Source organism: Pseudonocardia sp. ICBG1034 (genome assembly GCF_020131375.1).
Taxonomy (GTDB): Bacteria; Actinomycetota; Actinomycetes; order Mycobacteriales; family Pseudonocardiaceae; genus Pseudonocardia; species Pseudonocardia alni.
In genome coordinates this window covers 489,674-505,001 of the sequence record NZ_JAHLEK010000015.1, presented here as the reverse complement: position 1 = coordinate 505,001, position 15,328 = coordinate 489,674, and the positions used below count along the sequence as shown (strand labels likewise).

At 68.1% G+C, this 15,328-nt stretch carries 12 protein-coding genes and 1 tRNA gene; 2 read left to right on the top strand and 11 right to left on the bottom strand.

The genetic code is table 11. From position 1 onward, the window contains the following. Positions 1 to 2 precede the first annotated feature (2 nt). The 5 genes from KPF22_RS04010 to KPF22_RS03990 form a co-directional block, all read right to left on the bottom strand. Positions 3 to 464 (bottom strand): hypothetical protein, encoded by a 462-nt coding sequence (locus KPF22_RS04010; protein ID WP_224401262.1) that lies wholly within the window; start codon positions 462 to 464, stop codon positions 3 to 5. A gap of 20 nt (positions 465 to 484) precedes the next feature. After that, positions 485 to 823, bottom strand: a complete 339-nt coding sequence (locus KPF22_RS04005) for a hypothetical protein (protein WP_224401261.1) — start codon at positions 821 to 823, stop codon at positions 485 to 487. A 549-nt stretch (positions 824 to 1,372) separates the two neighbouring features. Then, on the bottom strand, positions 1,373 to 3,469 hold the full coding sequence (locus tag KPF22_RS04000) for a hypothetical protein (RefSeq protein WP_224401260.1): 2,097 nt from the start codon (positions 3,467 to 3,469) through the stop codon (positions 1,373 to 1,375). 1 nt (position 3,470) lies between these two features. Continuing rightward, the gene (locus tag KPF22_RS03995) at positions 3,471 to 6,353 is read right to left on the bottom strand and encodes an ATP-binding protein (RefSeq protein ID WP_224401259.1); all 2,883 of its coding nucleotides are present in this window, start codon (positions 6,351 to 6,353) and stop codon (positions 3,471 to 3,473) included. After that, positions 6,341 to 8,290, bottom strand: coding sequence for a hypothetical protein (locus KPF22_RS03990; protein WP_224401258.1), 1,950 nt, complete (start codon positions 8,288 to 8,290; stop codon positions 6,341 to 6,343). Before KPF22_RS03990 ends, KPF22_RS03995 begins: the two co-directional genes overlap by 13 nt. Positions 8,291 to 9,153: 863 nt before the next feature. Here KPF22_RS03990 and KPF22_RS03985 point away from each other — a divergent pair. Beyond that, positions 9,154 to 9,462 carry a hypothetical protein gene (locus tag KPF22_RS03985; protein WP_224401257.1) on the top strand — a complete coding sequence of 103 codons (309 nt, stop codon included), beginning with the start codon at positions 9,154 to 9,156 and terminating at the stop codon, positions 9,460 to 9,462. Positions 9,463 to 9,651: 189 nt separating this feature from the next. On the opposite strand, the gene KPF22_RS03980 is transcribed toward KPF22_RS03985, so the two are convergent. Further along, complete coding sequence (locus KPF22_RS03980) at positions 9,652 to 9,882, bottom strand: hypothetical protein (protein WP_224401256.1); 231 nt, start codon at positions 9,880 to 9,882, stop codon at positions 9,652 to 9,654. A 243-nt stretch (positions 9,883 to 10,125) separates the two neighbouring features. Between KPF22_RS03980 and KPF22_RS03975 the strand changes: the two genes are divergently transcribed. Further along, positions 10,126 to 10,956, top strand: a complete 831-nt coding sequence (locus KPF22_RS03975; protein ID WP_224401255.1) for a DUF732 domain-containing protein — start codon at positions 10,126 to 10,128, stop codon at positions 10,954 to 10,956. Between the two features lie 342 nt (positions 10,957 to 11,298). Here the strand turns inward: KPF22_RS03975 and KPF22_RS03970 are convergent, their stop codons facing one another. The 5 genes from KPF22_RS03970 to KPF22_RS03950 all read right to left on the bottom strand — a co-directional run bounded on the left by KPF22_RS03970 (position 11,299) and on the right by KPF22_RS03950 (position 15,300). Then, positions 11,299 to 11,796, bottom strand: a complete 498-nt coding sequence (locus KPF22_RS03970) for a hypothetical protein (RefSeq protein ID WP_224401254.1) — start codon at positions 11,794 to 11,796, stop codon at positions 11,299 to 11,301. A 183-nt stretch (positions 11,797 to 11,979) separates the two neighbouring features. Next, on the bottom strand, positions 11,980 to 12,294 hold the full coding sequence (locus KPF22_RS03965; protein ID WP_224401253.1) for a hypothetical protein: 315 nt from the start codon (positions 12,292 to 12,294) through the stop codon (positions 11,980 to 11,982). Between the two features lie 118 nt (positions 12,295 to 12,412). Continuing rightward, positions 12,413 to 13,324 (bottom strand): phosphotransferase enzyme family protein, encoded by a 912-nt coding sequence (locus KPF22_RS03960; protein ID WP_224401252.1) that lies wholly within the window; start codon positions 13,322 to 13,324, stop codon positions 12,413 to 12,415. Positions 13,325 to 13,344: 20 nt separating this feature from the next. Then, positions 13,345 to 15,135: a tyrosine-type recombinase/integrase gene (locus tag KPF22_RS03955; protein ID WP_224401251.1), complete on the bottom strand. Its 1,791-nt coding sequence runs from the start codon at positions 15,133 to 15,135 to the stop codon at positions 13,345 to 13,347. A gap of 90 nt (positions 15,136 to 15,225) precedes the next feature. After that, a tRNA-Thr gene (locus KPF22_RS03950) sits at positions 15,226 to 15,300 on the bottom strand. Positions 15,301 to 15,328: the final 28 nt, after the last annotated feature.

Sequence of the window (15,328 nt, the reverse complement as noted above, 5' to 3'; positions counted from 1 at the left end):
AGCTAGTCGAACGAAATCCCAGTCTGCGCCTTGGTTTTGCGGGATAGAACTCCCGCCCAAACAATGCCCCAGAACTTTTTCTCCAACGCCAGAAACGTCGAGTTTTGACGCTGCTTTGCGTAGTGCAGCGCCGCATCGTACGTTCTGATGATGTCAGGGAACTCCCAGCTCTCCACGTACTGGCGAGCGGACTCAGCGCTAAATGCACTTCCTAAGACATCAGCCCATAGGCCGCCGTCGTAGACGCCATAGCCCTTGCTGCCAGAAGCGTCCTTCCCAGTAGGGCCTCCTCCGTACACGGTCGGCGGAGATGGCGGTGGCGGCGGCGTCCAGCTGGGGGTCGCACCTTGCTTCGCAGCGAGAAGATCTGTTACGTCGACGACCGGTTTGGGTTGGATCTGTGCTGCTTGGGCGGCCGCACGATCCGCCCGCTGCTGGGCAAGCCATGCCAGTGCGTCAACCATTGCCAGACGTTCGGGCGATGTCATTCGACGTCAACCCCTGCTGCGTCGATGAGTGCATTGGCGCCGTCACTAGCGCTGGTTTGCAGGAGCGGCAGAATGTCAACTCGCTGCCCGGATGTCTGAGCCGATAGTTGGAACGCCAGTACTGCGTGCTCGGAGCCAGCGACATGCATTGCAATGTCGTAGCGACCGAGAACGAGCCAGTGGCCCTTCACCTCTAGGCCGATCTTCTCCAGTTGTCGCCGCTGGATCACAGCACCAGCAGAGCCCCCGATAGAGATTGCCGCAGCGCTCTCTCGACTGTTGATGATAAGCACCAGGTACTCGGAACCAGAACCAAAGGACGACACCGCTGTCATGCTCGTGCAGCGTAGAGAGACCGGGGTTGGAGCGGGAAGCCCCGTACCTAAACTTGACTAGGTCTGAGGGCCGCTACTGACCGTCGTTAGGCTTCTCGCTATGGGCTCCGCCCTGCTCGCTTTGATCAGTGTTCGACTTGTCCTCAGGCGGGCTACTGGCCGGATGCGGAACTGGCTCAGTTTTCGTGTGGTAGATCCACTCGAAATCAAGAAGCTTGGCCAGTCCGCCAAGAGCGCCGCCCTTGATCCGGGTCTCAGTGTGGAGGATGTCTTTTCCAGCATTCACTCGGACATCGCGCCCAGCACTAAGAGCGTCATACGGTTGTGACGAATCTAGAGGAGTGGGAGGTCAGGGTGGGTCGCCTGAGCGATGACACCTTGAGGTGCTCGGCGAGCGGCCGCCTCGGCTTTCCGCCCGACGAGGGCTGCAACAGCTCGATTCGGGCCTAGCTGTCATCGGTCAGAACCGTACGGCGCCACACCTACTGATCATCACATAGCCCCGTTCAGGCGGGTTAGGGGACACGCATTCGGGACATTTGGTCGAGGTCAGTCATCGAAGTGCCCACGGATACGACGGGCGTTGTTGGGAATCCAGTAACGGAGGTAGCTGATGTCCTGCACCGTCGCGACGGCAGCGTCGCGGCCGGGACCGGGGGGTAGGCCAAGATTGAGAGCATCGCTGATCACTTCGGGCAAGACCTCCTTGGATCCTTCCTTGGCATAGGCCTTAGCCCTGTCAACGGCCCTCCGTAGGCCGCCCAATCTGTCTTGCAGCCCATCGCCGGAGTCAGTGCTGTCGGTGGATTCGGACGGCGACTTGCTACCGCGTTCGACCGTCCGTCCGTTGTCGGTCGGGCTCAGCTTCTCTTTCGTCCCGTCCCGCGACGAGTCGGCGTCGTCACCCGGGGGGCCAGCTTTTGCGGAGCCGTCGCCGGCACGGTGCGACCCCCTGTCCTGATCCGAGCCGCCGCCGTTGCCCGACCCGGGCTGCAATGACGTCGGCGCGTCGTCGGAGGCCGTCCTCCGCTCGTACAGCGAGCCTGCGAATTTCTCGACCGTACGCTGTCCTTCCTGGTCCGGACCGTCCTCACCGAACGGGTCACCCTCCCAAGCGTGGTGGTCTCGGACGTGATCATCATCCTGGTGCGCGTTAGGCGAGGGTTCGCGCAGCTCACCGCTCTCGTCGTATCCGATTACGCAGTCGTCACCCAGACGCTCAGCCTCGGCGGCGTCGCGCGCTACCGGGCGAACGCTCCAGTTCTCTCGGTCTCCGCCCCGCGGGATGAAGACTTGGTCGCCGCCGCCCATAAGATCCGCTCCGACCCCCTGTGCAGGTCCCTGCGGCGCAGCCCGGCCGCCGTAGTATGTCGTTCCCGGTGTCGGTCGCACCTCGAACAGTTGACTCTCCGCGAAGTCCTCGTACCACTGAGGGGACGTGGCGTTGCGGTCTGTCGCTTCCCGACGTCCCTGGATGTCCGGCGAGAAGAACTCGCCATACCGTGCTTTCTCTTCGAACCGCGCATTACGACCCTCCATGACGAGGCGGTCCCGATCCTCCGGACGGGCCTCTCCTGCCGTGATGCGGTCGTCGACGTCCTCCTCAATTTCTCTGACATCGCTCTTCGTCAACATGACCTCGCGGTAGAACGGGTCAGCCTCGCGGGCAGCCGCCTGTCGGTCAGGGTCGGGCTCGGGCCGGTCCCCCAGTGGGTCAACGTACTTCTCGACCATCTCAGCCGATGGCATCTCCTCCGTGGCCGGAACGTCGTGATCGTCCTCGGTCCCCGGAGGACCGTGGCCGTCCACCACTTCCAGGACACTTGGCTCGTTGGGGGCGTCGAGCTGCTCCGGCGGGACCGAGTTGCCTAGATCCGCCGCGTCCGGACCAACGTTCGGGGGCTCGCCGGCCGGGCTCTCCGCCCCATCACGGGTCACGAGGTGCTCGGTGCCGTCCGGCAGCTCAGGCGAGTCCGGTTGGCTCCGTTGCTCGGGCGGGAACGACTCGTGCGGCGGTTCGGAGACATCCATCGTCCTAGCGGCGTCGGGGGCGTCTGGCCGGTCAGGTGGCTCAGGAACGTCAGGCACCTCGAGGCGGTCGGCCAAGGACGATCCGTCGGACTCATCAGGATCGGTGGTCAGGAGGTGGTCCTGACCTTCATCTTCGACGAGATCATTCGGGCTGGGCCGATCCGGAACGAAGCGGTCGGTCTCCGGTCGGATGTCGCGTTCGTCCGACGGTCCTACCGGTTCCTGCCCAGCGGACGCCTGCTGCGACGGCTGATCAGGCTGCTGGTCCCGCTGCTGTGGTTGCTGTTCCGCCTGCTGCGGCTTCGAGAAGTCGACCAGGTGCCCGGACTCCTGCCCCTCCTGCTTACGCGCGCGGAAATCTTCCAGACCCCTCTGGAAGCCCTCCTTCGGTTCATGACCCCTGTCCGTCGGCCGGTTCGCCGGGTTCACCAGCTCCCCCGATGCTTGGCCGACCTCTTTACGAGCTGAGAAGTCGTCGAGGCCCTTCTGGAGCTCCGGCGTTGGTTGCAGGCTGTCCCGGTCAGCCCGGCCCTGGTTGCGCGACTCTTCCGGTGGAGGCGATGGTGGAGGCGGGTCCGGTGGTTTCGCCGCCGCCGTCTGAGCATCTGTGGGCATGTCAGTTCACCTTCCGTCGCTCGTCGAGCAGATCGGCCACCAGCCGAGGAAACGTCGCCGAGACAGCAGACCCGCACCACAACCACACCGCGCGACGAACCGCGTTCTCATCGTCGCCGCCGGACGACACCCGCAGAGCCTCAGTCAGACCCGAGCGTGCCGGGTCACCGAGTACGACCTGCTCCGCGCCGTCGCGATAGCTCGGATGCGCCTTGAGCTGGGCGAGCTGCTCCGCGCGGGTCGGGCCGGGAAGAACGATTCCGAGGTCCGCCCACGCCTCGGTGTGCGGATGCACAGGCCAGTCACCATTCGAACGCAGAGCCTCGCGGACGACGTCCCATCGAAAGAAGCCTGCTGTAAACCGCAGCCAGTCGCCGGGCAGCGTCGCACCATCCAGCAGCGCGTCCATCGTGGACAAGAGATACTCACGGAGATCATCGAGGTCGACCCAGTCGCGGAGTTCGGGACTGCGGGACCCGATGCTGCGTTCTACAGCGCCCACGAGTCGGCAGCGTCGCCGGCGCTCTCCGTCGTCGACGAGCGCGGCGCGCACGGACGGCGCCGGGCGCGGAGGGGGTTCGCCAGTCAGCACCGACAGCGTCACCAGCTCGACCCACATGACAGGACCAGGCGCCGCCGCCACGTCGGCGTCGTCGGATATGGCGCGAAGGGTGCATGGTGAGGAACGGCACGCGTCACCGCACAGCGGGCTGCGCGTGCCAGCCAGCGGCGCGACACGCACCGCTCCGTCGGCACTCTCCACGCCCTCGCCAGGCGGCACGCGCAGCATCACCGGCCTGTCCATCCCGTCAACGGTGACTGCGGCGACGCCCGGGGCGAAGGCCACGACCTGCTCGGACTGCTCAGGCTGGAGGTTCATCGTGGACCCGACAACGTCGCGGTCGTCGGCTGATGGCAATCGGTGCAGGACCTTGAGCGCGGAGTTCTTGACGACATCGGGAACGATCTTCGACGGGATCTGCTCCACCACGACGACACCCTCGCCATACGCCCTGATCTCGGCCAGTAAGGAGGCGAACAGCTCGACGGCGGCCGCTGCAGGACCGTCGGACGCGTTGCGCAGTAGCCGGTGTGCTTCTTCGACTACTGTCACGTGCTGCAGACCGGTGCGCGGGCCGCGTACACGGAGATGCTCGACGACGCGGATCAGGACCGCACCGATCAGGAAGGCCTTGTCCTGGTCGTTTGTGATGTCTTCGAGTTCGAGCACGACATTGCCGTCCAACAGTTTCTCGACATCGAGCGGATGACCACCCTCGAAGAACCGGCCGGGTCGCCCCTCACGAAGGCTTCCCATCCGAACGTCGACAAAGCCACGAACATCGGCGGTGATCTCTTTGCCGTAGCCGATCCCAGCTACAACCCGGGACGCGGCAGTCTGGAGCATGCCAAGCGTCGGGTAGCGGGGAGTCGCTTCCACATCTGGATCGGAACGACGAAGCTTAGGCTTGTACCGCGGACGCGGCTCATCCGTGACGAGGTTCCAACCGGACTCGGCGTAAACTTCGGACAGTGCCCGTGACAGCACTTGTGGGAACGGCTCGTGCGCGTCGAATGACGCAAGGAACAGTGCGCGGACAAGATCGGCGTGGCTTTGCAGCGGGAACCCGGGTTCCGGTTCGAGCGGGTTCAGCGACGCGGGTGGGACGTCCGGTGCCCCGGGACGGATCACCGTGACCGTGTTGACGCCGGCGATCCGCCCGGCCATCCGTGCGTACTCCGCCTTGGCTGGCTCGATAACTAGCCACGGGATGCTCGCCTGTCGGGTCAGGCCTTCGAGCAGCGCGCGCATCGTCTGCGACTTGCCTGACCCGGTCGCGCCGCAGACGAACGCGTGCCGGTTCAGCGTGTCTGTCGGCACCGTGAACTCGCCCGCGGGCCGTCCTGCCCCATCAAGTACGCGTCCCAGCGGCACGCCGCTGCCTGGCAGCTCCGGGGTCACGTCAAACGTCGGCCGGTCGGCCAGCCGGATTCCCGGCAGCTCGCGCGCGGGTGGTCGGGCGAGTGCCGCGACGAGCTCCGACGAGGCGAGGAACGGCGACCGCGCCGCGCCGGACTCGACGGACTTCCCCGCGGCGTCGCTGAAACCCAGCACGTCGGTGCCGGGCACCAGAACGTAAGGCAGCCGCTCCAGCTCCCCCGCGCTGCACAGGAGCGCTGCGGCCGTACGGGCCTCTGCAGTTGTCTCCCCGCCGACTAGCACACGGACCCGCCACATCCCGGTCACCCGCGCGCGGGACAGCTCGCGGTAGCGCGACTCGGCCCTGGCGAGTTCGACGCGATGCCGCTCCGAGTTCTCCCGTTTTCGCATCTGCGGCACCTCGGCCGCGAGGACCGTCAGCTCGTCCTCCAGCTCGGTCGCCGGGACCGGCTCGGCCAGCACGATCCAGCCGAACCCGCCGTGCAGGTGTGCGACGTAGTCGTCGAACGACCCTCGCGTGTCGGACGCCGGCGGGCCGGCATCGTTTGGGAGCCAGAGCGGGTCGTCCTGCCCAGTGCACGCGACCCAGCAACCGAGCAGGCTGGTCATCTCCTCAAGTGCACCCGACGCGAGCGGAACCCCGCGCGCGCCGGGCGGGCAGAGCACCGGAACGTCGCTGGTGTCCCTAGCCGCGTCCGTCCCCACGGCGGGTGGGAACCATGGCCGCCCGCCCAGAACAATCTGAACGTCCGGCTGCCCTGGCGCACGCAGACGACCGGCGACGACGAGCGCGTCCTGTGTTGAGCCGAACGCAGCATGTGTCGCCGTCATTGCGGCCGACAGGTGCACGGGCGTCGGATCGTCGCCGTCCCCGGGGCGCGGTGGGCGCGGCGTAACGAGGAGGCGGAAAAGGTCGATGTCCTGCACGGTCACCGCGACCACGAGCTGATCCGGGGCACGAACACCGCGCCGGGGAAGCAGTCCGCCATCCTCACTCGCCTGCCCTCCGGCCCCGAGTCGACGACGAGGAACGTAGTCGGTTCCAGCGTCTGGATCTGGGTGGGCTCCACCCGGAACTCGTAGGACCGTTGCACTACCGATCCATCAGTCTCCGACCAACCCTGTGAGAAGCTCTTCCCGGTGCTCTGCGCAGCGCTCCAGGTGTCAGTCACTGTCTTGCTCCAGGACTCGGACGCGCTTTCCGACCAGTTGCGGCCAGACCGTCCGGCCGTCTGCGAGCCGCCCTCGGTGACCGACTCCGATCCACCCGTCGTGTGTGTGGTGCTGCTGTTCGTGCCGGTCGTCTCGTTGCGTCCGTGCTGGCGCGAGAGCTGGCTGAGCTGGAACGAGAAGCCGCGCCCGACGAACTCGGCTGCCGTGGCAGCCTCCCGTCCGTTGCCCAATCGCATCAGGACCGCGACGCTGTCGCCGCCACCGAGTAGCTGTTCGGCGTCGTCGCGCAGGTGCTCGAACAGGTAGACCAGCCGCACCCCGACCCGCGATGCCTTGCGCGCCATATTCTCCAGGCCGTCCCGGCCAATCTCGTCGGCACCGGCGACGACCAGCATCGGGTCGTTACAGGAAGGCCGCGTCGTCGCGAGGTGGTGGGCGACTGCGCCGAACAGCACGCGGTCCACGAATGTCTTCCGCGAAGTGTCGTGCTCGTCGCTGCGTACTAGGGCGAGCCCGCTGTCCGGCCACAGTGCCGTCGCCGAGCCGCCCTTGCTCTCGGCGTTCTGCTCGCTGTCGGCCAGAACCTTGAGCTGGGACTCGACGAACCTCATCTCGTCGCGCATCCGCTCGCTGCGGTCGATCAAGTCGATCCGCTCGGTAAGCGCGGCAACCTCGGTCCTGGTCAGGGCCGTCTCGCCGTCCTCTGCGGTCGTACGCAGCACTCGCAGGCCGGCGGCGAGCCTCTCGAACGTGATTGGACCGCACAGGCAGCGGACGACTGTCTGGATCAGCTCGACGTCCATCGCCTTGAGATCGACGGCACCACCTCGGCCACGCTGGGAGTCCATGGCCCCGGCGAGGACGTCCGCGAACTCACGCGCCTCCAGGCCGCCGAGCAGCCACGGCCGGTCCAAGTCTGCTGGAACGAGCGCCGTCTGAGTCGCCCCGCCGATCTGTGCAGCGAGATCGACCAGCGGCGCAGCGACATCCTGCCCGCTGAGGTCGAGCACGAGCACGGTGCTGCCCTGCGCGAGCACTGAGCTTCCCATCGTCGATAGCAGCGCAGCCCAACCCTTGGCGGTGCCGCCGACTACGTCGACCCGGGCGGCCGCCTGAGGGACGATCGGGAACAGCAACGGGGCGGTGGCGACCCGCTCCCGCTCACTCGCGTCGTGCCGCGCAATCTGCTCGCCCCACCGCGCCCGCACCTCCCGGTAGTTCTGGACCACGGCCTCCCGGTAGGCATACGCCTGCTGCTCTAGCTTCCGCATTCGCCGCTTCGGGGCCACGACGGCCCATCCCGCCCACGCCCCTATCCCGATGCCGCCAGACAACAGGAGCACCCCGAACATCCGCGCCACCGGCACCGTCGAGGCATCGATGATCAGAAGACCAACCAGCGCGAGCCCCCCAGCAATGCCGAGCCGCCTGCGGAGCTGGGCGCGAGCGTGGGCGAGAGCATAGTGTTCTGCGCTGAGATCTGGCGGCAGCGGCTCGGCCCATTCCGGGACCTGGTCGAGATATGGGTAAGGCGTGATCGCCGCCGGCTCCACGTACTCCCAGCCCCACCGTTCCGGCGCCCGGAACAGGCGCACCGCCAGATCACCCTTCGGGTCGTCTGCGGGCATCGTGGTCCGCGCACGCGTCGTCTCGCGAAGGCGGTCCATCTGGCTGGCTCGTTCGTCGGGCAGGTCCGGCGGGTTCAACCTCGGGACAGTCACGCACACTCCCTTGCACGACTCTAGCCGCTGGCGAAACCGACGGCGCATCTGACTGCAGTGGTCGGCAGCTGGTCGCCCGGTGTTACGAACCCGTACCCGCCCATTCGGCCTACAGCCTGTCCCTGCACGGAGGATCCCCAATTCTGGGGATCTCGCTACGTCTGTGACATCCAGAACGCTTGGACCCGTAGCGTCGCTTGCCGCACGGACGACTCGACAATCGGAACCGGGCGCTTCGCCCGAGCCGAGCAGAAGGGGAGTCAGTGTCGGACTACAACGGGTCGATGTTCCCGGAGCCGCCCCCTATGCCGGGCTATGCAGGGGCTGATGTCCCGCCACCCACCGAGTTCCGTCCCCCGGAGCTCTACAGACCGCCTGTGCCGCCATTACCCGAGACAGTGTTCGGGGCTGCTCACTCAGGACCCCACACCTCAACGTACGGCTCGGTTACCGCCGCATCTGCCGGGTCGACGTCTTGGGCTGGCTTCGCCCTGCCACCGGAAGACCGACCGCAGCCGACCGCCGAGCCGGAGCAGTGGATGCCACCACCAGCTCCGCCGACCACCCGTTCGTCAATGGGCTTAGCGCTGCTCGTCGTCGGTGCCATCGCACTAGTGCTGATCCTTAGTGTCGGAACCGTGCTCCTGGTTGTCCTACCCGGATCCGGTGTGTCGGAAGCCGGTCCCCAGGGCCAAGTCAGTCCAGCCGTCCCGCAGCAGGGCAACGTGTCACCCCACTACCCGCCAAACTCGCCCTCCACGACGCTTGCAGATCCCGGTACCCAGCTCGCTCAACAGGCTGCGAGCGACGAGGCGACGATTCGCAGCTCCGTGCCTGAAGGTTCGTGGGTGCCACAGATCAGCTCCAAGAGCGTCGGCATGTACGCCGACGGGATCGTTTACGGGGAAACCGACATCTGGCGCGATCACAGCGGCTTACGGAGCCGGTACGACGCGGTACTTCTCAACAGCGACGACTACGCCACCTTCACCGCGCCGGGCACGTTCTGGGTGACGGTCGTCCCGTCCCAAGCGACTTCCTCACCTGACAGGGTAAACAGATGGTGCCGACAGAGGGGATTCACACCGGACACCTGCTACGCGAAGGTGCTCGGCCAGTCAGCCTACTCCGTCACCACGAAGCGCTGGAGCTACTGACGCCGGTCCCCAATCTCGCTGAGCCGCGTCTTCGTTGTCCTGGCCGCCGCGGCGGTGTGGGCGTGGTCCGCGAAGCGCGCTCGGATCCTGGCTCTCAGCGAGGAGCTGGAAAACATACCTGCGCCGTGGGACGCAGAGCCGCCCGTCTCAGTGGCGTGACCTGCGTCCACGACGAGCGAAGCTCCGAACTCAGCGCCGCTCGAAGGTCTCGCGGAGTCGCCGTAGGGCGCGGTCGCGGGTGTCGCCGTCGGTGGCGTCGACGAACCGCCGGGCAAGTACCTCCACCAGCTGGAGCTGCTCCATCGCCCGCAGGACGACGAGCGCGGCGGTCCGCCGGTCTTCGGGGGTCGTCACTCCCGCGTTGCCTCGCAGGATTGCTTGGGCGCGGTGCAGCGGCATCGGCTCGCGTGTGTCGGTCATGGACTCCCCCCGTGCACGTCGTGGATCGATGACGGCTGCGGGGGAAGCGCGACCAGGTGGGGACTCTACCGGCCGGCGAGGGCCGTCGCGTCATGGTCGGTCTGGCCCGTGCCCCGTGCGTCAGCTCGTTGGTGAGGGGCGGTCATCAAGAGTGATGAGGCGTCGAAACGCCCTCATGATCGCTTTCGAAGCAGCGGCTGAACGGGTCAACAACGGCTCGTCCGGTTAGCGGAGGTCGGGGACATGGATCGGCAGACGTGGGCGACGATGACGCCGGAGCAGCAGGCGGAGTGGGCCCGCTTCCAGCAGTGGCAGTCGCAGCAGCAGCGCGCCACCACGCCAGCCCATATCCCCGCGCCGAGGACCCCGGCCCCGGCCGGTGCGGCCCCCGCCCGGTCGAAGAACCGCCGCATCTGGCCGTGGGTCGCTGTGACCTCGGTGCTCGCCCTCGCTGCGATCACTGGTGTCGCCCTGTCCGCCACCAGCGCTCCGAGCGACACCGCGGTCGCCGAGCCCGCGGCGGCCGCCCCTGCGGCGACGCCGGAGCAGGCCTACCTCGCAGACATCCTCGACACCCCGGGCCTGACCAGCTCCATGAGCGACCAGGACACCATCGCGATCGGGCGGGGCGCCTGCGAGGTGATGGCGTACCAGTCGTACAGCCGCGACGACCTGGTCGCGGAGTTCGGAGCGACGAAGTTCGGCCCCCAGGTCGCGGGCGTAATGATCGACGCCGCCCACCAGAACCTGTGCCCGCAGTACACGTTCCCGCTGGTCTCGTCTGCCGCACCGGTCCAGGCAGGCAGCTCGTCCGCGTCCGTGCCGGCCGGTCCGGCGACCTCCGCGTCGGACGGCACCTACGAGGTGGGAGTCGACCTCGAGGCTGGCCGGTACAAGACGACGGGCCCGGTTCCGGGCGTCCGGAGCTGCTACCAGGCGCGGCTCAGCGACGACTCGGGTGACTCATCGTCGATCCTCTCGAACGACCTGACCGACGGTCCGTCCTCGGTGACCGTCGCGGACGGTGAGTTCATCAAGTTCAACGGCGGCTGCACCTGGACGAAGCTGCAGTGACCGTCCGCGGCCCGCGGTGTGAACCCTGCTGAGCCCCTGTCCGTCACGTCGGCACGCGCAGCGCGAGCATGGCCGCCGTGGGGCCCGCAACCACCCCGTGCAGCCGCCGCCGACCTGCCCAGGCTTGCGGGTCCCGCGGTGGGCGTGCTGTCCTCCGGATGCCGTCGTGATGGTCAGGGGCGCCCCTTCTGTCCAGAACCGAGGCCCCGACCGGAGGTCCTGCCGGAGGCAGGCCGTGGACCTCCCCGCGGTCCAGGCTCGTACTCGGCGACATGACGTGGACGCCCACCGAACCGGGCGTAGCTGAGATTCGTCTGGCCTGCACCGAGGCGCCGCTTCTCGTCAGCGGAGCTCGACGGGAAGAAGGTCAGACGAGCCAGGGCTCGTCATGGTCATCCACATCGCTGCGGAGATGTGGGCGTTGACAACGCCCGGCCTTCGGGTGATCAGGCAGTACGCCTTGACGTGATCGAACACGCCGGACTCGCTGAAGTTGAACTGCAACGACCCGAGCGGCGTCCCGCCGGACCCGAAGTCCCGGGCCACGAGCGTCGTCGTGGCGCTGCGGATGCCGGTCTGAGATACATCGTCGGTGGTGAAGCCACAGAGCCGGCGCATCACCTGCCGCCCGGCACACGTGTCCTCGTAGACGATGGTGCCGGGCTGGGCCGTGCATCCCAGCGGGGTCGTGCCCGATGACACCGAGCCGGAGCTCCCGGGTCCGTCGCCCACGCCCTTCGCGACGGTGTGGACCGAGCCGACGAGCGCGAGAGCCGCAACCACGGCGATCGCCGCGATCTGCTTCTGCCGTACCCAGGGCAGCGCACGGAACGGGCCCACAGGTCCCGTCCTGCCGCGTGGACGCGCCCAGGAGCGCCCGGCGGCGGCTGATGCCTCGGGATGGGACGGAAGCGCTCGGTGGCGTCCGGGTCATCCTGGTCCATGGAGCACCTCGTGTGGCGGGAGCGTGTTTGAGATATCCCAGCGCGATACAGCCGGTGATCACCAGTCCCCCGGACAGGGTTATGCGATGAAAGGCTCGTCCCCGCAGGCCCGCCCGTCGATGGCGGCTCGCTCAACCTCGTCGGCCGCGGCCCACTGGGCGAGCTGCTCGCGCCGCTGCGCGTGATCCGGGTCCTGCTCCGCTCTGGCGTCCTCGACCTCTCGTGCGGCGATCTCTGCGAGCGCCGCCTGCGCCCGGGCCACCGTGGCCGCGAGGTCATCCTCGGACCGCCCGGCGTCCAGGGCCCGGTCGCGGTGCTCGCCGCCTTCGACGACCGAGGTCTCCCGTACTTCGTCGCCCCCGGCCTCCATGGCCGGTTCCTCGCCGAGCTGCACAGAAGCCGAGGCTACGAGCCGTCGCCTCCGGTGACCCGGGTGGCGCCCCTCAGACCTCAACCTTGAGGGACGCCACCGCGTCAGCTCGTTCCGTACCACCCCTGACCTGGATGAACGTCTAGAACGGACTCCAGTCTCGCTCGTCTCTCCCAGTCCGAATAGTCCGGATTCTCCGCTCGTACTCGGCCCTGATCTTCGGTGCTTCATCGATGTTCTGCATCAGCCACGTCGTCATCTCGATCGCCTGCACTGGCCGAAGGATCTTGAAGCCCGACCAGCTGGTGACATCGAACCCGTAGGCATCCACGAACTCCCTGTACTGCTTGGCGGTCCAGAAGCCTGCTGTCAGGTACTCGGCAGCCGTGACGTTCAGATCCCACTCCGGCTGCCCGAGCGCCATGTTCTCCAGGTCGATGACAACCGGCCGGCCATCAGCCGGAACCATCAGGTTCTGCACGTGTGCGTCTCCGTGCAGCACTGCAGGGGCAAGCGGGAACTCCAAGTCACCGAGCTGAACCCGAACCTCGTCCAGGATCTGTGCGAGGACCGCCCGGTCGTCGTCCGGGATGGGTGACTGCTCGATGCGGTGCACGACCCGGGCGAACGGGTCGAACGTCGGCAGCTCCGGCGCTTGGTCGACAGGCAACTGGTGGATGGACCGCAGGATGCGGGCGAGGTCCCCGACGTCGCTCGGCCGCCCCCGCCGACCGTCGATGTGCTCCCAGAACGTCACCGGGTGTTCACCGACGTCGAACGGCTGGTCCTCAACGCCCGCGAGCCGGACGACGCGGACGCCCTGCTCTGAGAGCCACCGTGACATCCGGACTTCCTTCACCGCATCGGGCCACCGCTGCGCCGACCGCGCGAGCCGGACGACTACGGGCACACCGGCGAGGCGGTAGATCGCGTTCTCACCGAGCCGGAGCAGCTCGGCCCCGTCTGACTGCAGGCCGGCCCGACAACACGCCTCGCGCAGGACAGGCAGCGTCGAGTCGCGCCCGAAGGTCGGGGAGCTGGGTGCACCGGCCACGGCCCAACCGTAGTGAGCAGCTACCACCGCAGCGTCATGGGAGCGAGCGGCGACGCCGGGTCCACCGGTGCGACTTCCAGCTCGTAGCGCCCGATCCAGGACTCCCCGGTGTCGGTGTTGCCGGGGTCCTCGATCCTGGCGATGCCGAGCAGGTGGCCGCGGAACCCGTCGAGGTCGGCCAGGCTGCCCGCCACGACTCGCGGCGGGTATCGGACACCGTCCGGCCCGCGGGCCGTGAGCGTCCAGTACGCGGTCGCCAGCGGTGCAGGAGAGACAGCAGGCGACGGCTCAAGTTCCGGCTGCTGTGGCGCGTGCGGCGCGCGAGCTGCGACCAGGGGTCGGCCGGCCCCCTCGACGATGTACCCGGTGGCCCGCAGCACGCCCACCGCGCGCCGCGCGGTCGAGAGCGACACCGCGTGTTCCGCCGCGAGCGCCTCGGCGGTCGGGATCGGCTCTCTCGCGGCCAGCTCGCCAGCCTCGATCCGCCGCGCTACCGCAGCGGCGACGAGCTTGTAGGGATGCCGCGGCGCACGCACTACCGGCTCGCCCTCGACCGGTCGCGCCGGCATCCCGGCCCCGATTCCGACGGCCGCCCGCTGGTCGGCCTCGGAGACCCACGCCGTGTACGTCCGGAGCGTCGTCACTCCGCCGCTGCCGTGGCCGAGGCGTCCGGCGACCGTCCGCAGGTCGACGCCCGCGACAATCAGCTCGGTCGCGGAGTAGTGCCGGAGCTTGTGGAACGTCGTCCCGATGCCCAGCCGCTTCGCCAGGCGCTCGTAGCGTTGCGTCACGCTGTCTGGCAGGACGAAGTCCGCGCCGTCCGGCGAACGGCCGAACACGAAGCCATCGGGGTTCGGGGCCAGCCCTAGTGACTCGGCCTGGCGTTCGTAGCGGCGGCGGTGCTCCCGGAGGACCGTCGCGGTCTCCTGGTCGAGCGCGATTCGGCGCTGCTGCTGCGTCTTGAGAGCGCCCTCGACGGGCCGGCCGTGCTCGCCTTTTGCGATCGCTCGGCGGAGCCACAGGGTCTCCCGCCCCTCGTCGAGCACGACCGTGGACCACCGCACGGCGCACAGCTCCCCACGCCGGGCGCCTGTCGTCATCGCCGTCCAGACCAGCGCGCCCCAGTCCGGGTCCTCCCAGGCCGCGGAGACGATCGCGGCGGCCTGGGCCGCGGTGGGTGGCTGCGGGTTCGGCTTGGACGCGGGCGGTGGCTCCGCCTGGCCGATCGGGCTCGTCGCGATCCAGCGCCACCGGACGGCCTTGCGGAACGCGCCGGACAGGATGAAGTGGATGTGCCGGACCGTCGACGCGGACAGCGGGCAGCACCGGTGCGGTCCGCACCGGTCGTCGCAGTCGTGCGGACCCCTCGTCCGGTGGTCGGTCCGACGGGACCCGTCACAGTGGTCCCGACACCGGCGGAGTTCGGCGTAGTAGGAGTCCAGGGTCTCGGGGTCGAGCTGCGCCACCTTGACCGTCCCCAGCAGCGGCAGGACGTGGTTGCGCACGTAACCGCGGTAGAGCGTCCGGGTGCTCGCCGCGCCGCCGAACTGCTCGAGGTAGCGGTCGAGGAGTTGCTCGATCGTCGCCGCTGTCCGCGGGTTCCGGCGCTCCGCGACCTCCTGGACCAGTCGGGCGCGGACCGCCTCGGCCCTGGCCTCGACGTCCGGCCCCGCCGGCACGACCTCGACCAGCCGGTGCTTCTTCTTCGTGACCGGATCGGTCCCGGCGTGCACGCGCACCCGGCGGGCGCCGCTGGGAAGGACGTCGATCGCGCCCCGTGGGCTCCGTCTGCGCTGGTCACGAGGGGCCATGTGGTCACGGTAGGTGCTCACGTGGGTCACAAAAGGGGTCATGCGAGCGGTCCCACCGGAGACGGTCCGGGAGTAACCGCAGGTCGAGCGTGGAGCCGGAGGTCGGGATCGAACCGACGACCTACCGCTTACAAGGCGGTTGCTCTACCACTGAGCTACACCGGCGGGCGTCCCCAGCCTAACCCGCCCCTCC